This window comes from Rhodococcus oxybenzonivorans, assembly GCF_003130705.1.
Taxonomy (GTDB): Bacteria; Actinomycetota; Actinomycetes; order Mycobacteriales; family Mycobacteriaceae; genus Rhodococcus_F; species Rhodococcus_F oxybenzonivorans.
The window spans coordinates 5,841,084-5,858,709 of the sequence record NZ_CP021354.1 but is presented as its reverse complement, the minus strand read 5'-3'; the positions used below and the strand labels follow the sequence as shown (position 1 = coordinate 5,858,709).

The window sequence follows — 17,626 nt, the reverse complement described above, 5'->3', positions numbered from 1 at the left end:
ATAAGCAGGCGCTTACATGCCCGAAGCGTCCACACAGCGAAAAGTTCGAACCCAGAAGGATTGGTCATGCGACGCACCCTGTACGGCCCCGATCACGAGGCGTTCCGCGAGTCCGCCCGCGAGTTCGTGAACCGCAACATCATGCCGGTGGCAGACAAGCTCATCGAGCAGCGCTTCATCGACCGCGAAATCTGGCTCGAGGCCGGCCGTAACGGCCTCCTGGGACTCGAAGTACCCGAGGCTTACGGCGGAAGCGAAGCCGGCGACTACCGGTTCAACGCTGTTCTCGCCGAGGAGCTCTCACGTGCGAGTGCTGCTGTGTCGTCGAGCTTCGGGATTCACGCCGACGTCGTCGCGCCCTACCTTGTTCAGCTCACCACGGAGGAGCAGAAGCAGCGCTGGCTGCCGAAGTTCTGCACCGGCGAGCTGCTCACCGCAATCGGGATGACCGAGCCGTCCGGCGGTTCGGACCTGGCTGCGCTGAAGACCACCGCGGTCAAGGACGGCGACGACTGGATCATCAACGGTTCCAAGACCTTCATCACCAACGGCTACAACGCCGACCTGGTGATCGTCGCTGCACGCACGAGCCCGGAGAAGAAGTCCAAGGGAATTACCCTGTTCGCGGTCGAGACCGGGATGGCGGGCTTCGAGCGCGGCCGCAAGCTCGACAAGGTCGGTCAGCACGAGGCCGACACGGCGGAACTGTTCTTCGAGGACGTTCGGGTGCCGTCCACCAACATCATCGGCGAGATCGACCGCGGCTTCATCCACATGATGGAGATGCTTCCCCAGGAACGCGTCGGTGCCGCCGTCTCGAACATTGCGCACGCAGCGCCGATCCTCGAGGAGACGATCCAGTACGCCAAGGAGCGCAAGGCGTTCGGTCAGTCCATCGGATCGTTGCAGTGGAACAAGTTCCTTCTTGCAGATCTGGTGACGCGCGTCGAGGTGACCCAGGCTTTCGTCGACAACTGCGTCGCCGCCCATGCCGCCGGTGAGCTGACTGCCGTAGACGCGGCCAAGGCGAAGTGGTGGACTGCACAGGTGCAGAACGAGGTCCTCGACCACTGTGTCCAGCTCCATGGTGGCTACGGCTTCATGACGGAATACCGCGCCGCCCGCGCGTGGATGGATGCGCGTGTCACCAAGATCTGGGCCGGTTCCAACGAGATCATGAAGGAACTGATCGGCCGCGACCTCGGCCTCTGAGCCCGTACCCCGTAGCCCGACGACAAAGGAGTCGCTTCGTATGTCCGTTCTCGACAAGTTCAGCTTGACCGACCGGGTGGTCGTCGTGACCGGTGCGTCTTCGGGTCTCGGGGTTGCGTTTGCACAGGCTGCGGCGGAGGCGGGCGCCGATGTGGTGCTCGCCGCCCGGCGCACGGACCGTCTCGAGAAGACTGCGGAGCTGGTACGGGCTGCGGGGAGGACGCCGCTCAGTGTGGCGACGGACATCGCGGACCCGGCGCAAGCGCAGAACATGATCGACAAGGCCATGGAGCAGTTCGGTCGAGTCGACGTGCTCATCAACAACGCAGGCGTCGGTACCGCCGTGCCCGCGACGAGGGAAACCCCCGAGCAGTTCCGGCAGGTCGTCGACATCAACCTGAACGGGTCCTATTGGGCGGCTCAGGCGGCCGGCAAGGTGATGAAGCCGGGCAGTGCCATCGTCAACATTGCGAGCGTGCTGGGGTTGACCACCGCGGGACTGCCCCAGGCCGCGTACGCCGCGAGCAAGGCCGGGGTGATCGGTTTGACCCGAGACCTCGCGCAGCAGTGGGGTGCCCGCAAGGGGATCCGCGTCAACGCGATCGCCCCCGGATTTTTCGAGACGGAGATGACAGACCAGTACCAGGACGGGTACCTCGAATCGATGCGGCCGCGGCTGGTGCTCGGCCGGCTCGGTGACCCACAGGAGCTGGCTGCGACCGTCGTCTGGCTGGCGTCGGACGCTGCCGCGTACGTCACGGGACAAACTATCGCGGTGGACGGCGGCATCACGATCACTTGAGCGTCGGATTGGGCCGGGTCGGTGCGCTGGCGTATAAGTAGGAAATGACCACGCGCACCGCCCACGAAGACTGGGACGATCAACCCGCCCCGTCGATGGCGGCCACCGCTCTGCTGCGGGAGCCGCCCGCGACCCCTCGGGGGGCACGTACTCGTGCGGCTCTGGTGGCGGCAGCGCGCACGGTGTTCGAGCGGTCCGGGTACCTCGACGCGCGGCTCACCGACATCACCAAGGAAGCTCAGTGCTCGACGGGGTCTTTCTACACCTACTTCGACAACAAGGAGCAGGTGTTCGCCGCTGTCCTGGAGGCGGCGCAGGAAGACATGATGCACCCGGGAATGAAGCGGGTGCAGGACACCGATGATCCGTACGCGGTGCTCGAGGCCAGTAACCGCGCGTACCTCGAGGCTTATCGTCGCAATGCCAAGCTGATGGGGCTTCTCGAGCAGGTAGCCCACATCGACCCGGCATTCGCGGACCTGCGCCGGCAGCGTGCCGACGCCTTCATTGCCCGCAATGCCCGGGGCATAGCCGAACTACAGGCGCGCGGAATTGCCGACACGAAGCTGGATCCGATGCTGGCGTCGCGGGCGCTGTCCGGGATGGTCAGCCGCCTGGCCTACAGCGCCTTCGTGGCGAACGAGCACGGCTCCGGAGGCACCCCCATCGAATTCGACGACGTCGTGTTCACCACTACCCGAATCTGGGCGAACGGCCTGCGGTTTCCCGATCGGGACTGAAGACAGTGGCTCGGTGACGGCAATACCAGGTCCGCATACCTGAATCCGACACCGGATTCAGGTATGTTCTGTGGAAGACTGGGGCTCATCAGCGTGTCCCCCGAGGGAGGAATCTCGTGCAGATCGCGCAGAAAGTTGCCATCGTCACCGGAGGTGGAGGCGGAATCGGTGGTGCTCTGGCGGAGCGGCTGGCCGCGGAAGGCGCCCGCGTGGTCGTATCCGACCTCGACGCAGCGTCGGCGCAGTTCGTCGTCGATCGGATCACCGCCACCAGTCCGGGTGCAGCTATCGCGGTGGGAGCGGACGCATCGGACACGACGCAGATCGCATCGCTCATCTCGGCAGCGGAAAGCGAATTCGGTCCCGTCGACCTCTACTTCGCCAATGCAGGTGTGGCGGCAGGCAGCGACCTCGAATTCGACGACGCAGTGTGGGACCTCGCGCTGGACGTCAACGTTCGCGCGCACATTCGGGCCGCGCGTCTGCTGGTACCGGGCTGGGTCGAGCGCGGCGAAGGATACTTCGTCAGTACGGCCTCGGCGGCCGGACTCCTGACGCAGATCGGCTCGGCGCCCTATTCGGTGAGCAAACATGCGGCCGTGGGCTTCGCCGAGTGGCTGTCCGTCACCTACGGCGATCAAGGTGTGCGCGTCAGTTGCCTGTGCCCGATGGGTGTCAACACCAAGCTGTTGACGGACGACGCTGCGTTGTCGGCCACGGCTGCACGCGCAGTCACCACGGCCGGAGCGGTACTCGAACCGGCCGACGTGGCCGAATGTGCTCTCGCAGCAATCGAAGCGGAGCAGTTCCTGATCCTTCCGCACCCCGAGGTGCTGGAGATGTATCGACACAAGGGCGCCGACTACGACCGATGGATCCGGGGAATGCGCCGCTATCAGGCCGCACTACTCGGCCAGACTTCCTGACCCACCTCCACGAGGAGTTCGCATGTCTGTGTTCGACGTATCCGACCGCGCGAAGAAGTACCAGACCGATCTGCTGGAGTTCATGGACTCGCACGTGTATCCCGCGGAGAGGGTGTACGACGAGCAGATGCGCGACGCGGGTGATCCGCATTTCCAGCCGCCGATCCTCGAGGAGTTGAAGGCGGAGGCGCGTAGCCGGGGTTTGTGGAATCTGTTTCATCCGCATCCGGAGTGGGGGCCGGGCCTGACGAACCTCGAGTATGCGCCGTTGGCAGAGATCATGGGCCGCAGCCACCTCGCGTCCGAGGCGTGTAACTGCAACGCCCCGGACACCGGGAACATGGAAGTGCTCACGCTGTTCGGCACCGACGAGCACAAGGAGAAGTACCTGAAGCCGTTGCTGGACGGGACGATGGCGTCTGCGTTCGCGATGACGGAGCCCGCGGTGGCGAGTTCGGATGCGACGAACATCGAGATGTCGATGGTCCGCGACGGCGACGACTACGTGCTCAACGGCCGGAAGTGGTTCGCGTCCAATGCCTTGCATCGAAACTGCAAGGTAATGATCGTGATGGGTAAGACCGATCCGTCGGCGGCGCCGCACCGGCAGCAGTCGATGATGGTGGTTCCGATCGATGCCCCCGGTGTCACGGTGATGCGGGGCCTGCCGGTGTTCGGATATCAGGACCGGGAGGGGCACGCGGAAATCGACTTCGCAGACGTGCGGGTTCCGGCCAAGGACGTGCTGAAAGGTGAGGGGGAGGGTTTCGCGATCGCCCAGGCCCGGTTGGGCCCGGGACGCATTCACCACTGCATGCGGGCGATCGGGATGGCCGAGCGGGCGCTCGAGCTGATGTGCCGGCGGGCGTCGTCGCGGGTGACGTTCGGGAAACCGGTCAGCGAAAACGCCAATATTCAGGACTGGATCGCCGAGGCCCGGATCGAGATCGAGATGGTGCGCCTGTTGACGCTCAAGGCGGCCTACCTGATGGACACCGTCGGGAACAAGGAGGCGCGCACGGAGATCGCGGCGATCAAGGTGTCGGCACCAAATATTGCGCTGAAGATCATCGATCGGTCGATCCAGGTGCACGGCGGCGCCGGTGTCACCGACGACTTCCCGTTGGCGATGATGTATGCCCATATGCGGACGCTGCGCCTCGCGGACGGTCCGGACGAAGTGCACAAACTTTCCATCGCAAGACGAGAACTGCGCAAATACCGTTCGACAACCGACGACAACCACCATGGAGGAAACAAGTGAGCCAGGACCGTAGAACCGCCATCGTCACCGGATCGGCCCGCGGTATCGGCGCCGCCGTCGCACAGCGGCTGGCGAGCGACGGACATGCAGTCGCCGTCCTCGACCTCGACGAGTCCGCCTGTGCCGGGACGGTCGACGCGATCACGTCGGCCGGCGGCGAGGCCCTCGCCGTGGGTGCCAATGTGGCGGACGAGGCCTCGGTCACGGCGGCTGTCGAGCGCGTGGCGTCCGAGCTGGGCGCACCGACGATCCTGATCAACAACGCCGGGATCACCCGCGACAACCTGCTGTTCAAGATGTCGGTCGACGACTGGGACGCCGTGATGAACGTGCATCTGCGTGGAGCCTTCCTGATGTCACGTGCCGTCCAGAAATACATGGTGGATGCCAAGTTCGGCCGCATCGTCAACCTGTCCAGCACGTCGGCGCTCGGCAACCGCGGCCAGGCCAACTACTCGGCCGCCAAGGCAGGCATGCAGGGCTTCACCAAGACGCTGGCGTTCGAGCTCGGCAAATTCGGCGTCACCGCGAACGCGATTGCGCCCGGATTCATCGAGACGGAGATGACCGCCGCCACGGCCGAGCGCGTCGGTATGAGCTTCGAGGATTTCAAAGCCGCCGCGGCGTCACAGATTCCTGTCGCTCGTGTCGGTCAGCCCGAGGACATCGCCCACACCGCCTCGTTCTTCGCGAGTGAAGGCGCCGGGTTCGTCTCCGGGCAGGTCGTCTACGTCGCCGGCGGACCGAAGGACTGATCGATGAAGGCATGGCGTGTGCACGAAGTAGGACAACCCAGGGAGGTCCTCACTTTCGAGGACGTCGCGGACCTGGAGCCGAAGTCCGGGGAGCTGCTGGTCAAGGTTCTTGCAGCTCCCGCCAACTTCCCGGACGTGCTGTTGTGCCGCGGCGAATACCAGATCAAGCCGCCGCTGCCTTTCACTCCCGGGGTGGAATTGTGCGGCGAGGTGGTGGCGCTCGGTGAGGGTGTCACCGAGTTCGCGGTCGGTGACCGGGTGATCGGCATGCCCAGCCTGCCGAACGGCGGTTTCGCGGAGCTCGCCGTGATGTCGGTGGCCACGGCCTTCCCGGCACCGGCCACATTGGACGACGCGGAGGCGTCGGCGTTGTCGATCGGGTATCAGACGGGGTGGTTCGCGCTCCACCGCAGGACACAGCTGCGGGCGGGCGAGACACTTCTCGTGCAGGCGGCAGCCGGTGGAGTGGGTAGCGCGGCCGTGCAGTTGGGCAAGGCGGCCGGCGCAAAGGTGATCGGTGTGGTGGGCGGCCCGCAGAAGGCCGAGTACACCCGGGCTCTCGGCGCCGATCTCGTCGTGGACCGGCACAGTGAGGACTTCGTCGCCGCAGTGAAGGACTTCACCGGGGGGCGGGGCGCGGACGTCGTGTTCGATCCGGTGGGTGGCGACTCGTACGCCAAGTCCACGAAGTGCATCGCGTTCGAGGGCCGAATCGTCGTGATCGGTTTCGCCAGTGGCACCATTCCCTCGCCCGGCCTCAACCATGCGCTGATCAAGAACTACTCGATCATCGGACTGCATTGGGGTCTCTACAACGCCTACGATCCCGCGGCGATCAGGGAGTGCCACGCAGAGCTGACACGGTTGGCCGATGCCGGTGACATCAAGCCGATGATCAGTGAACGCCTCGGACTCAGCGAGGTAGCGGACGGACTCGCTCGACTCGGCGAGGGAACGACGGTCGGTCGGCTCGCTTTCCTGCCGGGCCGCTAGCTGCCGTCGGCGTCGCCTTTCTCGTACAGCTCCTCGAGGTTGTGCCGCAAGGTCGCCTCGGTGTTCTTCACGGCCGTCTCGACGAACGGTTCGACGATGAGCCCGAGGGCCTTGCCGGCCAAACCTCCGGGGAGCTTGTACGCGAAGTCGACGCCGAGTTCGGTCTTGTCCGGACCGAGCGCCACGAACGTCCATGTCGACGAGTTGGCCGCGCCGTCGAGCGATGCCAACGTGATCACCCGATCCTTCTCCCATGCGGTGACCTCGAGGCGGGATCGCAGCGTGGTCGGGCCGATGTGAATCGACGCATCGAACGTCGAACCCAATCCCTGATCGAATTCGCCGATGGGATGGAACTCCGACACGCCGAACATCCAGTCGGGGACTGTCCTGTAGTCGTCGATGTACGTGAACGCCACGTCGATGGGGACGGCGGCTACCGCGGAATGACGGACGTGGATCATCGGGTGGTCCCTGGCTCTCTGTCGGAAATGACTGTCGATCTGGGCGACCTCGCTCAACTCTAGTGAACTCCCGGTACCGAAGCAGGGCGTCGCCGGGTCCCCCTTCCTTCTTGGGCCGTCCGTGCGCGGCTGATTTTGCTGCACGGCGAGAACAGTTCAGGCAGACTCCGACGTAGGTGTGATCCAGGCCATATTTCCTTCTCGAGGAGTCGGCGTGAAGACGAAAGCAGCGGTCATCAAAGGCATCGGGCAGCCCTGGGAGATCGAGGAGATCGAACTCGGCGATCCGGTTTCGGGGGAGGTGCAGATCCGTCTGGCGGCATCAGGGTTGTGTCACTCGGATGAGCACCTGCGGACCGGGGCCACGCCCCTGCCCTTCTTTCCGGTCCTGGGCGGCCACGAGGGCGCAGGCGTGGTGACCAAGGTGGGCCCAGGAGTGTCGAATCTTGCCGAAGGGGACCACGTGGTCCTCGCCTTCGTCCCGGCGTGCGGACGATGCCGTTCCTGTGCGAAGGGCATGCAGAACATCTGCGACGAGGGTGCCGGTCTCCTCACCGGGCAGGCGATCGCCGATAAGACCTTCCGGGTCACCCTGGGCGGTGAGCCTGTTCTGCAGATGTGTCTGCTCGGCACCTTCTCCCCCTACGTGACGGTGAGCGAGGCGTCGGTCATCAAGATCGAGAACGACATCCCTCTCGACAAGGCGGCGCTCCTCGGCTGCGGCGTCTCGACCGGATGGGGCTCGGCCACGCAGATCGGTGGAACGCAGGTCGGTGACACCGTCGTGGTCATCGGCGTCGGTGGTGTCGGCATCAATTCGGTGCAGGGCGCGGCCAGTGCCGGCGCGCGTTTCGTCGTCGCCATCGATCCGGTGGAGTTCAAGCGGCAGAAGGCGAAGGAATTCGGTGCCACCCATGTGTTCGCATCGGTCGAGGAGGCGGCTCCGACGATCGGCGAGATCACCTGGGGGCGGATGGCCGAGGTCACGATCATCACGGTCGGTGAGATCGAAGGCGACATGATTCAGCCGGCGATGAGCATCACCGGCAAGGGCGGCCAAGTGGTGGTGACGGGAATGGGTAGCGCGGCAGACACGCAGGTGACCCTCAGTCTCTTCGAGCTCACCTTGCTGCAGAAGCGGTTGCAGGGCGCCATCTTCGGCGGCGTCGGCCCGAGGTCGCAGATCCCAGCGCTCCTCGACCTCTATCGCAACGGAACGCTGAAGCTCGACGAGTTGGTGACCCGGACATATCGCCTCGAGCAGGTCAACGACGGATACCGGGACATGCTCGACGGGAAGAACCTGCGTGGGCTGATCGTGTACTCGGACGACGACTACTGAGGGGACGCTCTACCGTATGTCCCATGACGGTTAACGGCACGGAGGCCGGTAGTTCGTGGCGGGAATACACGGACCAGGGGTTGTCCAAGGTTTTGGCGGCCGCCCTGGCTGCGTTCGTCGAGAAAGGGTACGACGGCGCCTCGATTCGTGAGATCGCGGCCCGTGCCGGACTGTCCGTACCCGGCCTTTACCATCACTACCCCTCGAAGCAGGCACTGCTCGTGGGGTTGACCAACGCGGTGATGCGTGACCTGCTCGACCGCAGTCGCGCGGCCGTCGCCGAGGCAGGGCCGACTCCGGGCGAGCGGTTCGACGCGGTGATTGAATCCCTGCTGCGTTTTCACATGTATCGGCGTGAACAGTCCTTCGTGGCGTCCCGGGAGACGCGGAGTATGGAGCCGGACAGCAGGCACGCTTACATTGCCCTGCGGGACGAGCAGCAGCAACTGGTCGACGACATCGTGCGCGACGGCGTCGCAGCCGGCCTGTTCCGGACACCCTTCCCGGAGGATGCGAGCCGTGCTGTCGTGACGATGTGTGTCTCGGTCGCCACGTGGTACCGCGAGGACGGGCCGTTGTCGCCCGACGAAATCGTCGAACGGTATCTGGTGATTGCTCGTAGCACGGTAGGGGCTGTCGACTGACGTCTTGACCACGTCACGTTCCTGTGGGATCGTCGACTCCAATGCGACCGAGCGAGTGATCGGTCGGTCCGGGTGTTCGTATTGACTGGAGGTAGTGGTGGCGATCGATCTGACCTATGCGCCGGAGGTGACGGCGCTGGTCGAGAAGACCAGGGCGTTCACCCGTGAGGTGGTGCTGCCTGTCGAGGACGAACACGGCGGCGACATCACCGCGGCAGGTGGCGACACCCTGCGGGTCGAGCTGCAGAAGGCCGCCAAGGAGGCCGGTGTCTTCGCCCCGCACGCTCCCGTCGAATACGGCGGACACGGGTTGAACATGACGGACCGGGCCCCGGTCTTCGAGGAAGCCGGTTACTCGTTGTTCGGCCCGATCGCCCTCAACATCGGCGCGCCCGACGAGGGCAACGTCCACATGCTCGCGCACATCGCCAGTGCGGAGCAGAAGGAGCAGTTCCTCGCTCCCCTTGCCCACGGTGACGTGCGGTCGGCTTTCGCCATGACCGAGCCCTCCCCGGGCGCCGGGTCCGATCCGTCGGCATTGACCACGAGGGCCGAGAAGGTGCCCGGCGGGTGGAAGATCAACGGGCACAAGTACTTCATCACCGGTGCCGACGGTGCCGGATTCTTCATCATTTTCGCGCGCACGTCGGGGCAGCCCGGCGATCGCGGCGGCGCCACCATGTTCCTCACCCCAGCCGACGTGCCCGGTCTGAAAGTGGGCCGGCACATCGACACGCTCGACCGGGCGATGATCGGAGGCCACTGCGAGGTGTTCTTCGACGATCTCTTCATACCCGACAGCGGTGTGCTCGGTGAGGTGGACGAGGGATTCGCCTACGCGCAGGTGCGGCTCGGCCCGGCCCGGATGACGCACGTCATGCGCTGGCTCGGTGCGGCGCGGCGCGGTCACGATGTCGCGGTGGCCCACGTCGCTCGGCGTGAAGGGTTCGGCGGCAAGCTGGGCGATCTGGGCATGGTCCAGAAGATGGTCGCGGACAACGAGATCGACATTGCCGCTACTCGTGCGTTGCTGACACAGGCGTGCTGGGAACTCGATCAGGGCGGGCACGCGAGCAACGCCACGTCCATCGCCAAGACCTATGCCGCAGAGGCGATCTTCCGGATCGTCGACCGCTCGATCCAGATGTGTGGTGGTCTCGGTGTGTCCGGCGATCTGCCGCTCGCACGGCTCTCCCGTGAGGTGCGTCCGTTCCGGGTGTACGACGGCCCGTCCGAGGTACATCGCTGGGCGATCGCCAAGCGCGTCATCGGTGCCGCGAAGAAAGCGGCGCGGGAGGCGGGGGCATGACCGAGCATCGCGGGCTCGACCTCGTTGCCCTGGAGAAGTTCCTGACGGAGTCGCAGGTTTCGCTCGACGGCGAACTGCGGGCCGAACTGATCTCCGGCGGAAAGTCCAACCTCACCTACACAATTTTCGACGACTCCTCGCGGTGGGTGCTGCGAAGGCCGCCCACCGCGGGGCTCACACCGTCCGCGCACGACGTGGCCCGCGAATACCGGGTCACGTCGGCGCTGCAGGGCACGAGCGTTCCCGTCGCAGCCACGGTGGCGCTGTGTGAGGACAACAGCGTGATGGGGGCCCCCCTTCACCGTCGTCGAACACGTCACGGGACAGGTGATCCGCACCCAGTCGGAGTTCGATGTACTGTCCGACAACGAAATCGACTCCTGTGTGGACGAATTGGTCCGGGTGATCGGTGACCTGCACAACGTGGACTATCAGGCCGTCGGCCTGGGAGAGTTCGGGCGCCCCGACGGATACGTCGCCCGGCAGGTGAAGCTGTGGGCGGGCCAGTGGGCCAGGGTCAAGACCGAGGATTCGGCCGACGTCGATCGTCTGCACGCTGCTCTCGCGGAATCCGTGCCCGACCGGTCGGAGTCGTCGATCGTGCACGGCGACTACCGGATCGACAACACCATCCTGTCGGCGGCAGACGTGACCAAGGTTGCGGCGGTAGTGGACTGGGAACTCTCGACTCTCGGCGACCCTCTCACCGACGTCGCGTTGATGTGCGTCTATCGCGCGCCCGCCTTCGACCTCGTGCTCGGTGAAGCAGCGGCGTGGACGAGTCCGCGGATGCCGTCCGCCGACGATCTGGCCCAGCGGTACACCGTGGCGTCCGGTCGCGAACTGAAGAATTGGAACTTCTACCTGGCATTGGCCAATTTCAAACTGGCCGTCATTGCCCAGGGCATCCACCACCGGTACCGCGCGGGTGCCACGGCGGCCGAGGGATTCGACAAGGCTGGTGAGGCGGTGCCCGCGCTCGTCGACGCCGGACTGCGCGCACTGAAGGGGAAGTCCGCATGAGCAGGTCTGCACTGATCACGGGAGCATCGCGCGGAATCGGTCGCGGTATCGCCACCCGCCTCGCCGAAGCGGGCTACGGGCTGACCCTCAGTGCTCGTGACGCCGAGCGTCTCGAGGTCGTGGCAGCCGAGCTGCGCGCGGCCGGCGCGAAAGAGGTGGTCGTCGTGGCCGGCGACCTCGCCGATGAAGCCTCCGCCGGCCGCGTGGTAACCGCGCATGCCGACACCTTCGGTTCACTGAATGCGTTGGTGCTCAACGCAGGTGTGGGGACGGCCGGGCCGATCGGCGAGTTTCCGATGCGCCGCTTCACCAAGAGCGTCGATGTGAATCTGCGGGCCCCGTTCAGCTTGCTGCAACAGGCGCTGCCGATGCTCCGGACCGCCGCGACCGAGAATCCGGCGAAAGGCGCCAAGGTCATCGCCTTGGCCTCGATCACCGGCGTCTACGCCGAAGCGGGACTGGCCGTCTACGGGGCCACCAAAGCCGCCCTGATGTCACTGGTCGAGACACTGAACGTGGAGGAGTCGGGCAACGGAGTGTCCGCTACCGCCCTGGCTCCCGCGTTCGTCGACACCGACATGTCCGCGTGGACCCACGACAAGATTCCGCCGGAGTCGATGATCGAGGTAAACGACATCGTCGAACTGGTCGATGCGCTGCTGCGACTGTCGTCCCGCGCGGTGGTGCCCAAGATCGTCGTCGGGCGCGCGGGAACGGACGGGTACCGGGCTTGAGTAGACGTCAGACCTCGTCGTCCTCTTTCGCTTCGCCGCGCTTACGGAAGAATCTGAAGCCGGGAACGCCCTGGATCGCCTGACGCACACCCTGCACTTCCTCGAGGAGCAGGTGAATCTCCGGGGACACCGTGTCGAGGCTGGCGAGGATGGGCAGCAACCCCTCCATACGCAGTGTCAGCTCGGGAAGATGATTCACCAACCCGATCGCCGCATGAATCTCGTCCTCCGACAGGTCGTCGACGAACCGTGCCGCCATCGGCGCCGCCTTGGTTGCGAGCGGCTCGTACAGGCCGATCAGGGTCTGAGCCGAGGTGGACACCTCCGTGCTCGAGGTGACCACGGTCGCGGCTCGGTCGGCTACCTCGTTCGCCTTGGCGACGGCCATTTCGGCGCGTTCGCTGATTGTCTCGATCCGGGTGATGAGCACCTCCACTCGGTCGAGCAGCGCGGCGACTCGATCGGGGAGTGAGGCAGCGAAACCAGCGGTGTCCATCGACCAGCGGGCCATACCCGTGGCGGTGCGCACGAGGTCGTCGGGGCTGGGGAATGCGAGAGCCATTCCCACATCCTGCCTGATGCCCTCGCGGGGCCGTCTCACGACGGCCCCGCGAGAATGGGGCATCGGGGTGATCTCACGTTTCGGCGTTACCAGGCGTCTACCTGTCAGAGGTCAGCACACCTGGAAGGATTGTTCCCGTGAATGCCGAACGAGCAGCACACACCGTCATCGATTCCCCGATCGGTCCCCTCACGCTGGTCAGCGTGGACGGGGTTCTCAGCGGCATCTACATGGCCGAACATCGGCATCAGCCCGATGTCGCGACTTTCGGTGAACGCGGCGACGGGGGTTTCGAGGCTGCCGCGACACAACTCACCGAGTACTTCGACGGTGGACGCACCGAGTTCACGCTGCCTCTCGCCGCCCGCGGCACACCGTTTCAACAGCGGGTATGGGACACGCTGCGGACCATCCCGTACGGGCAGACGTGGACGTACCGGGAATTGGCGGCGGCGCTCGGGAGTCCCACGGCCATCCGGGCGGTGGCCGCGGCGAACGGCAAGAATCCCATCAGCATCATCGTTCCGTGCCACCGGGTCGTCGGAACCGACGGCAGCCTCACGGGGTATGCGGGAGGGCTCGACCGCAAGCGTTTCCTGCTGACCCGCGAAGCGGAACGGGCGGGAATCCGGCTGAGCCGATGGGCCTGATTCCGTTCGAGCAGATCGTGGCCGAGCACGGCCCCACGGTGTTGCGGGTCTGCCGGGCGGTGGTCGGCCCGGTCGACGCCGAAGACGCCTGGTCGGACACGTTTCTCGCCGCCATGCGCGCGTATCCCGATCTGCGGCCTGAAAGTAACGTCGAGGCCTGGCTCGTGACCATCGCGCACCGCAAGGCGCTCGATCACATTCGGGCCCGGGAACGCCGGGCCGTTCCCACGGATCACGTTCCCGAGCAGACCACCGACCGCGGGCTGCCCGGAAGCGGCGACCCCGAATTGTGGGAGGCGGTGGGTGCCTTGCCCATGAAACAACGCGCAGCCGTGGCCTACCGCTACTTGGCAGGATTGCCCTACGCCGACATCGCGGTGATTCTCGGCAACTCGCCGGACGCTGCCAGACGCGCCGCGGCCGACGGTATTGCGGCCCTGCGTAGGTCCCGCTCGATCTCGATGCTGGGAGAAAGAGTGAGTGGAGAAAGAGGATGAACACCATTCCGGACATCATCGACGCCTTGTCGGTATCGGATTCCGATGTCGAACGACGACTCCGCACCCGGCTCGCCGCCGCCGCCGACGACGCCGGACTCCTCGACGTCGCGTACCGGACCGTGGACAGTCCTGTCGGTTCGCTGCTCCTGGCCGCGACCGACCGTGGCCTGGTGCGTGTCGCCTTCGCCGGCGAGGGCCACGATGCCGTGTTGCAGAGACTCGCCGAGCACATCAGTCCCCGGATACTCCGCGCGCCGGCCCGGCTGGACGCGGTGGCCCGCGAACTCGAGGAGTACTTCCGGGGGGAACGCACGTCGTTCGACGTCCCGCTCGACTTCCGCCTGGCCAAGGGCTTCCGGCGGGAGGTGCTCACCCACCTACCCGAGATCCACTACGGCCAGACGTGGAGCTACGCCACCGTCGCGGCCGCTGCGGGCAGTCCCCGCGCCGTGCGGGCCGTCGGAACCGCCTGCGCGACAAACCCTCTGCCAGTGGTGGTGCCTTGCCACCGAGTGGTGCGCAGCGACGGCAGCCTCGGCCAGTACGTGGGCGGGGCCGCAGCGAAGTCCCTGCTACTGACGTTGGAAGCCGCAGCGTGAGGGTTCTCCTGCCCTACCGCGACCCCTTCACCCACGCTCCGCTGTGGAGTGCACTGCGAGCCCACACCATCGCCGGTCTCGAGCGGCACGATCCCGACACCGGCGCCCACACACGCGTGGTGAACGCCGCGCACGGACCCGCCCTGGTGACCGTTGTCGTCCGCCCCGAGAAACGGCATGTCGAGACCCACATCGTCCCGGCACATTCCGCCGATATCGGGGAGTTGACCGATATCGTGCGCCGCTGGCTCGATTTGGACGCAGACCCGCTGGTCATCGACGCCGCACTCGTCCGGCACCCGGAACTCGCTTCGCTGGTGACCTTGCGGCCGGGACTCCGCCGGCTGGGCAGCGTCGACGGCTTCGAGACCGCAGTCCTTACCGTGCTGGGCCAGCAGGTGTCGCTCGCCGCAGCGCGGACGTTCGGTGCCCGGTTGGTCGCTGCCTACGGGCGACCGGTGCACGGCGAGTTCCGTGCGTTTCCCGCACCCGAGGTACTGGCCGATCGATCGCCGGAGGAGTTGCGTTCCGCGATCGGTGTGACCGGCGCCCGGGCACGCACTGTGCATGCGCTTGCGCACGCCGCCGCGGACGGGTTGCGGCTCGACGCCGACACCGAACCGGCGAAGTTCCGGGCCGGTGTACTCGCGCTGCCCGGAATCGGACCGTGGACGGCGGACTATCTGACGGTGCGAGTGCTCGGCGACCCGGACGCGTTTCCTGCCGACGACCTCGTTCTCAGGCGGGCACTCGGCGTGGGTAAGGGCAGCGAAGCTGCCGCTCTCGCCGAGGCGTGGCGGCCGTGGCGTGCGTATGCCCTCTTCCACCTCTGGACTGCAGAGGCGTTCTAGCCCTTCGTTTTCAACACCCTAGTCCTTTGCCTGTGCCAAATCGGACGGCCACCAGATCTTCTTGCCGATGTCGTGTGAGAGGGCGGGAACGAGGATGCTGCGCACGATGATCGTGTCGAGGAGCACGCCGAAGGCCACCGCGAAACCGACCTCGGCGAGGAACACCAGAGGTAGCACACCCAGCACCGCGAACGTTGCTGCGAGGACGACACCGGCCGACGTGATCACGCCACCGGTGACCGCCAGTCCGCGCAACACGCCCGACCGTGTGCCGTGCTCCTGGGTTTCCTCGCGCACACGGGTCATCAGGAAGATGTTGTAGTCGATGCCCAGTGCCACGAGGAACACGAAGGCGAACAGCGGGAACGCCGGATCGGCGTTGGCGAAGTGGAACACGTGCGTGAAGAAGAATCCGCACACGCCCAGAGTCGCGGCGAAGGACAACACCACCGTGGCGATGAGGATGACCGGTGCCAGCAGTGCGCGCAGGAGCACGGCCAGCACCAGGAAGATCACGACGAGCACGATGGGGATGATCAGGTTCCGGTCGTGCACAGACGCCGTCTGCACGTCGAGGGTGGTTGCGGTGCCTCCACCGACCAAGCCGTCGGCGCCGGGAATTGCGTGCACCGTCTCACGTAGTCGCTCCACGGTCGCCAGGGCCTCCGGGGAATCGTACGAGTCGGCGAGAGTCGCGTTGACCACCATGCGACCGTCGATCGGCGCCGCGGTGAGGAAGTCGGGCGGGCAGCCCGTCTGTCCTGCTGCGGCTGACGCCACCGCCTCGGGGTTCGCCTTGACCAGTGCGGACAGCTTCGCCACGTCGACCTGTGGACACACGGCGCCGGGCTCCTTCGATACCCCGTCGACAGCGCTGACCGCGTCGATGACCGCCTGCGTCTGGGCGGCGTTGGTCAGGATGACGGCCGGCGCGCCGGCGCCCGGATCGAACTTGGAGTCGTAGAGTTCCTGCCCGACGACGGCGTCCGGGCGGTTTGTGAAGCTCTCGGAGGACGTCAGCCCCTCCGTCTTCAAACTGCCGATGCCCACCAGGAACAGTGCGGCCAACAGCACTGTCGTACCGATCCAGAACGGCCGGTCCTTGCTGCCGACCTGGGCGGCGATCTTGCCCCACAGACCGTGCGTGGTGAGATCCGCTGCCTCGTCCACCCGAGGCTTGCGTGGCCAGAACACCCACCGACCGGCGGTGGCCAGAGCCACCGGCAGGAAGCTCATCATCACCAGATACGTGCAGGCGATGCCGATGGCAGCAACGGGACCGAGGCTCTTGTTGGAATTGAGCTCCGAGAAAGTCAGGCACAGCAGGCCCAGGATGACGGTGACCGCGGACGCCGTGATGGCGGGAGCCGACTCCCGCCAGGCCTTGGCCATCGCGTCGAACCGGCTGGGATAGAAATGGAGCTCCTCTCGATACCGAGAGATCAGGAGCAGGGCATAGTCGGTGCCCGCACCGATGACCAGGACGAAGAGAATGCCTTGGCTCTGACCGGTGAGCGTGAGCACCTCCGCCTTCGCGAGGAAGTAGATCACCATCGACGCCAGGCCCAGGGCGAGTAGCGCCGAGAACAGCGGGAAGAACCACAGCACCGGGGATCGATACACCACCAGCAGGATCAGGACGACGACGAGCAGGGCGGCACCGAGTAGGGCGCCGTCGAGCCCGGCGAACGCATCGATGAAGGCCACGAGTAGACCGCCGGGCCCCGCGGGGAGCACCTCGAGCCCGACGGCCGCGTTCTCGGCTGCGGTGAGCACATCCTGTTCCGTGGTGGCGAGCACGTCACCGGCGACGGCAGTGCCGTTCTCCTTTGCGACGAGGGGAACGAAAATCGACGCCGTGGTGCCGTCCTCGGAGTACTGGGGTTGCGACATCCCCTCCGCATCGACGCCCTCGACGGCGGCAATGTCCTCGCCGGCCTGCGCGATGGCAGCCTTGTCCTGATCGGTGAGTGCCGAGTCGCGGTGAAACAGTACGAAGCCGGGAATCGTCTCCACTGTGAGGAACTTCGACGACTCGTTGGTGACGACGGTCGACTCTGCGGTACTCGACAGGTAGGCGGCGTTGTCGTTCTTCTGAACCTCGGTCAGCTTTCCCTGGAACGACCCACCGAATCCCCCCGCGAAGAAGGCGATGATCGCGATGGCCACGATGGTGAACGCGGGCCAGCGGAATTTGCGCGGCGCCTCACCGCTTGTGCTCGCGCCCGTCGAATCCAACTTGGTCATGGGTTCTCC

Annotated in this window: 18 protein-coding genes and 1 pseudogene; 16 read left to right on the top strand and 3 right to left on the bottom strand. The window is 65.8% G+C overall.

What is annotated here, in order from left to right:
* Window positions 1-66 precede the first annotated feature (66 nt).
* From CBI38_RS27050 to CBI38_RS27020, 7 genes are all read left to right on the top strand, one after another.
* Entirely contained in the window at window positions 67-1,212 is a 1,146-nt protein-coding gene (locus CBI38_RS27050; protein WP_109333776.1) for an acyl-CoA dehydrogenase family protein, read from the top strand.
* A 40-nt stretch (window positions 1,213-1,252) separates the two neighbouring features.
* Window positions 1,253-2,014, top strand: coding sequence for an SDR family NAD(P)-dependent oxidoreductase (locus tag CBI38_RS27045; RefSeq protein ID WP_109333774.1), 762 nt, complete (start codon window positions 1,253-1,255; stop codon window positions 2,012-2,014).
* Between the two features lie 44 nt (window positions 2,015-2,058).
* Window positions 2,059-2,754, top strand: coding sequence for a TetR/AcrR family transcriptional regulator (locus CBI38_RS27040; protein ID WP_109333772.1), 696 nt, complete (start codon window positions 2,059-2,061; stop codon window positions 2,752-2,754).
* A gap of 116 nt (window positions 2,755-2,870) precedes the next feature.
* Window positions 2,871-3,680, top strand: coding sequence for an SDR family oxidoreductase (locus CBI38_RS27035; RefSeq protein ID WP_109333770.1), 810 nt, complete (start codon window positions 2,871-2,873; stop codon window positions 3,678-3,680).
* A gap of 22 nt (window positions 3,681-3,702) precedes the next feature.
* Complete coding sequence (locus tag CBI38_RS27030) at window positions 3,703-4,944, top strand: acyl-CoA dehydrogenase family protein (RefSeq protein ID WP_109333768.1); 1,242 nt, start codon at window positions 3,703-3,705, stop codon at window positions 4,942-4,944.
* Window positions 4,941-5,699, top strand: coding sequence for a 3-oxoacyl-ACP reductase FabG (gene fabG, locus CBI38_RS27025; RefSeq protein WP_109333766.1), 759 nt, complete (start codon window positions 4,941-4,943; stop codon window positions 5,697-5,699). Before CBI38_RS27030 ends, fabG begins: the two co-directional genes overlap by 4 nt.
* Before the next feature lie 3 nt (window positions 5,700-5,702).
* Window positions 5,703-6,692, top strand: coding sequence for an NADPH:quinone oxidoreductase family protein (locus CBI38_RS27020; RefSeq protein ID WP_109333764.1), 990 nt, complete (start codon window positions 5,703-5,705; stop codon window positions 6,690-6,692).
* Here the strand turns inward: CBI38_RS27020 and CBI38_RS27015 are convergent.
* Window positions 6,689-7,156, bottom strand: coding sequence for an SRPBCC family protein (locus CBI38_RS27015; RefSeq protein ID WP_109333762.1), 468 nt, complete (start codon window positions 7,154-7,156; stop codon window positions 6,689-6,691). The genes CBI38_RS27020 and CBI38_RS27015 overlap by 4 nt on opposite strands.
* A 214-nt stretch (window positions 7,157-7,370) precedes the next feature.
* Between CBI38_RS27015 and CBI38_RS27010 the strand changes: the two genes are divergently transcribed.
* The 5 genes and pseudogenes from CBI38_RS27010 to CBI38_RS26990 all read left to right on the top strand — a co-directional run bounded on the left by CBI38_RS27010 (window position 7,371) and on the right by CBI38_RS26990 (window position 12,208).
* Window positions 7,371-8,498, top strand: coding sequence for an NDMA-dependent alcohol dehydrogenase (locus tag CBI38_RS27010; RefSeq protein ID WP_109333760.1), 1,128 nt, complete (start codon window positions 7,371-7,373; stop codon window positions 8,496-8,498).
* 23 nt (window positions 8,499-8,521) lie between these two features.
* Window positions 8,522-9,142 carry a TetR/AcrR family transcriptional regulator gene (locus CBI38_RS27005; RefSeq protein ID WP_109333758.1) on the top strand — a complete coding sequence of 207 codons (621 nt, stop codon included), beginning with the start codon at window positions 8,522-8,524 and terminating at the stop codon, window positions 9,140-9,142.
* A 97-nt stretch (window positions 9,143-9,239) separates the two neighbouring features.
* The gene (locus CBI38_RS27000) at window positions 9,240-10,451 is read left to right on the top strand and encodes an acyl-CoA dehydrogenase family protein (protein ID WP_109333756.1); all 1,212 of its coding nucleotides are present in this window, start codon (window positions 9,240-9,242) and stop codon (window positions 10,449-10,451) included.
* A pseudogene (locus tag CBI38_RS26995) lies at window positions 10,448-11,474 on the top strand (phosphotransferase family protein). Before CBI38_RS27000 ends, CBI38_RS26995 begins: the two are co-directional and overlap by 4 nt.
* A complete protein-coding gene (locus CBI38_RS26990; protein WP_109333754.1) occupies window positions 11,471-12,208 on the top strand; it encodes an SDR family NAD(P)-dependent oxidoreductase in 738 nt (245 codons plus the stop codon). Before CBI38_RS26995 ends, CBI38_RS26990 begins: the two are co-directional and overlap by 4 nt.
* Before the next feature lie 7 nt (window positions 12,209-12,215).
* Here CBI38_RS26990 and CBI38_RS26985 read toward each other — a convergent pair whose 3' ends face one another.
* Complete coding sequence (locus CBI38_RS26985) at window positions 12,216-12,770, bottom strand: ribulose 1,5-bisphosphate carboxylase large subunit (RefSeq protein WP_109333752.1); 555 nt, start codon at window positions 12,768-12,770, stop codon at window positions 12,216-12,218.
* Between the two features lie 137 nt (window positions 12,771-12,907).
* Between CBI38_RS26985 and CBI38_RS26980 the strand changes: the two genes are divergently transcribed.
* Genes CBI38_RS26980 through CBI38_RS26965 form a run of 4 tightly spaced genes read left to right on the top strand, consistent with a single transcriptional unit; the run spans window position 12,908 to window position 15,370 of the window.
* The gene (locus CBI38_RS26980; RefSeq protein ID WP_109333750.1) at window positions 12,908-13,420 is read left to right on the top strand and encodes a methylated-DNA--[protein]-cysteine S-methyltransferase; all 513 of its coding nucleotides are present in this window, start codon (window positions 12,908-12,910) and stop codon (window positions 13,418-13,420) included.
* The gene (locus CBI38_RS26975) at window positions 13,411-13,917 is read left to right on the top strand and encodes an RNA polymerase sigma factor (RefSeq protein ID WP_109333748.1); all 507 of its coding nucleotides are present in this window, start codon (window positions 13,411-13,413) and stop codon (window positions 13,915-13,917) included. The genes CBI38_RS26980 and CBI38_RS26975 overlap by 10 nt, the downstream gene beginning before the upstream one ends.
* Window positions 13,914-14,519: a methylated-DNA--[protein]-cysteine S-methyltransferase gene (locus tag CBI38_RS26970; protein ID WP_109333746.1), complete on the top strand. Its 606-nt coding sequence runs from the start codon at window positions 13,914-13,916 to the stop codon at window positions 14,517-14,519. Before CBI38_RS26975 ends, CBI38_RS26970 begins: the two co-directional genes overlap by 4 nt.
* The gene (locus CBI38_RS26965; RefSeq protein ID WP_109333744.1) at window positions 14,516-15,370 is read left to right on the top strand and encodes a DNA-3-methyladenine glycosylase family protein; all 855 of its coding nucleotides are present in this window, start codon (window positions 14,516-14,518) and stop codon (window positions 15,368-15,370) included. Before CBI38_RS26970 ends, CBI38_RS26965 begins: the two co-directional genes overlap by 4 nt.
* An 18-nt stretch (window positions 15,371-15,388) precedes the next feature.
* Here the strand turns inward: CBI38_RS26965 and CBI38_RS26960 are convergent, their stop codons facing one another.
* Window positions 15,389-17,617: an MMPL family transporter gene (locus CBI38_RS26960; RefSeq protein WP_109333742.1), complete on the bottom strand. Its 2,229-nt coding sequence runs from the start codon at window positions 17,615-17,617 to the stop codon at window positions 15,389-15,391.
* Window positions 17,618-17,626 lie beyond the last annotated feature (9 nt).

Bases quoted from the DNA above. Each gene is read 5' to 3' on its own strand.
- CBI38_RS27020 (WP_109333764.1), top strand. From the start codon at position 5,703: ATGAAGGCATGGCGTGTGCACGAAGTAGGACAACCCAGGGAGGTCCTC.
- CBI38_RS26990 (WP_109333754.1), top strand. From the start codon at position 11,471: ATGAGCAGGTCTGCACTGATCACGGGAGCATCGCGCGGAATCGGTCGC.
- CBI38_RS27030 (WP_109333768.1), top strand. From the start codon at position 3,703: ATGTCTGTGTTCGACGTATCCGACCGCGCGAAGAAGTACCAGACCGAT.
- CBI38_RS27050 (WP_109333776.1), top strand. From the start codon at position 67: ATGCGACGCACCCTGTACGGCCCCGATCACGAGGCGTTCCGCGAGTCC.
- CBI38_RS26970 (WP_109333746.1), top strand. From the start codon at position 13,914: ATGAACACCATTCCGGACATCATCGACGCCTTGTCGGTATCGGATTCC.
- CBI38_RS26985 (WP_109333752.1), bottom strand. From the start codon at position 12,770: ATGGCTCTCGCATTCCCCAGCCCCGACGACCTCGTGCGCACCGCCACG.
- CBI38_RS27040 (WP_109333772.1), top strand. From the start codon at position 2,059: ATGACCACGCGCACCGCCCACGAAGACTGGGACGATCAACCCGCCCCG.
- CBI38_RS27045 (WP_109333774.1), top strand. From the start codon at position 1,253: ATGTCCGTTCTCGACAAGTTCAGCTTGACCGACCGGGTGGTCGTCGTG.
- CBI38_RS27015 (WP_109333762.1), bottom strand. From the start codon at position 7,156: ATGATCCACGTCCGTCATTCCGCGGTAGCCGCCGTCCCCATCGACGTG.
- CBI38_RS26960 (WP_109333742.1), bottom strand. From the start codon at position 17,617: ATGACCAAGTTGGATTCGACGGGCGCGAGCACAAGCGGTGAGGCGCCG.
- CBI38_RS27005 (WP_109333758.1), top strand. From the start codon at position 8,522: ATGACGGTTAACGGCACGGAGGCCGGTAGTTCGTGGCGGGAATACACG.
- CBI38_RS26975 (WP_109333748.1), top strand. From the start codon at position 13,411: ATGGGCCTGATTCCGTTCGAGCAGATCGTGGCCGAGCACGGCCCCACG.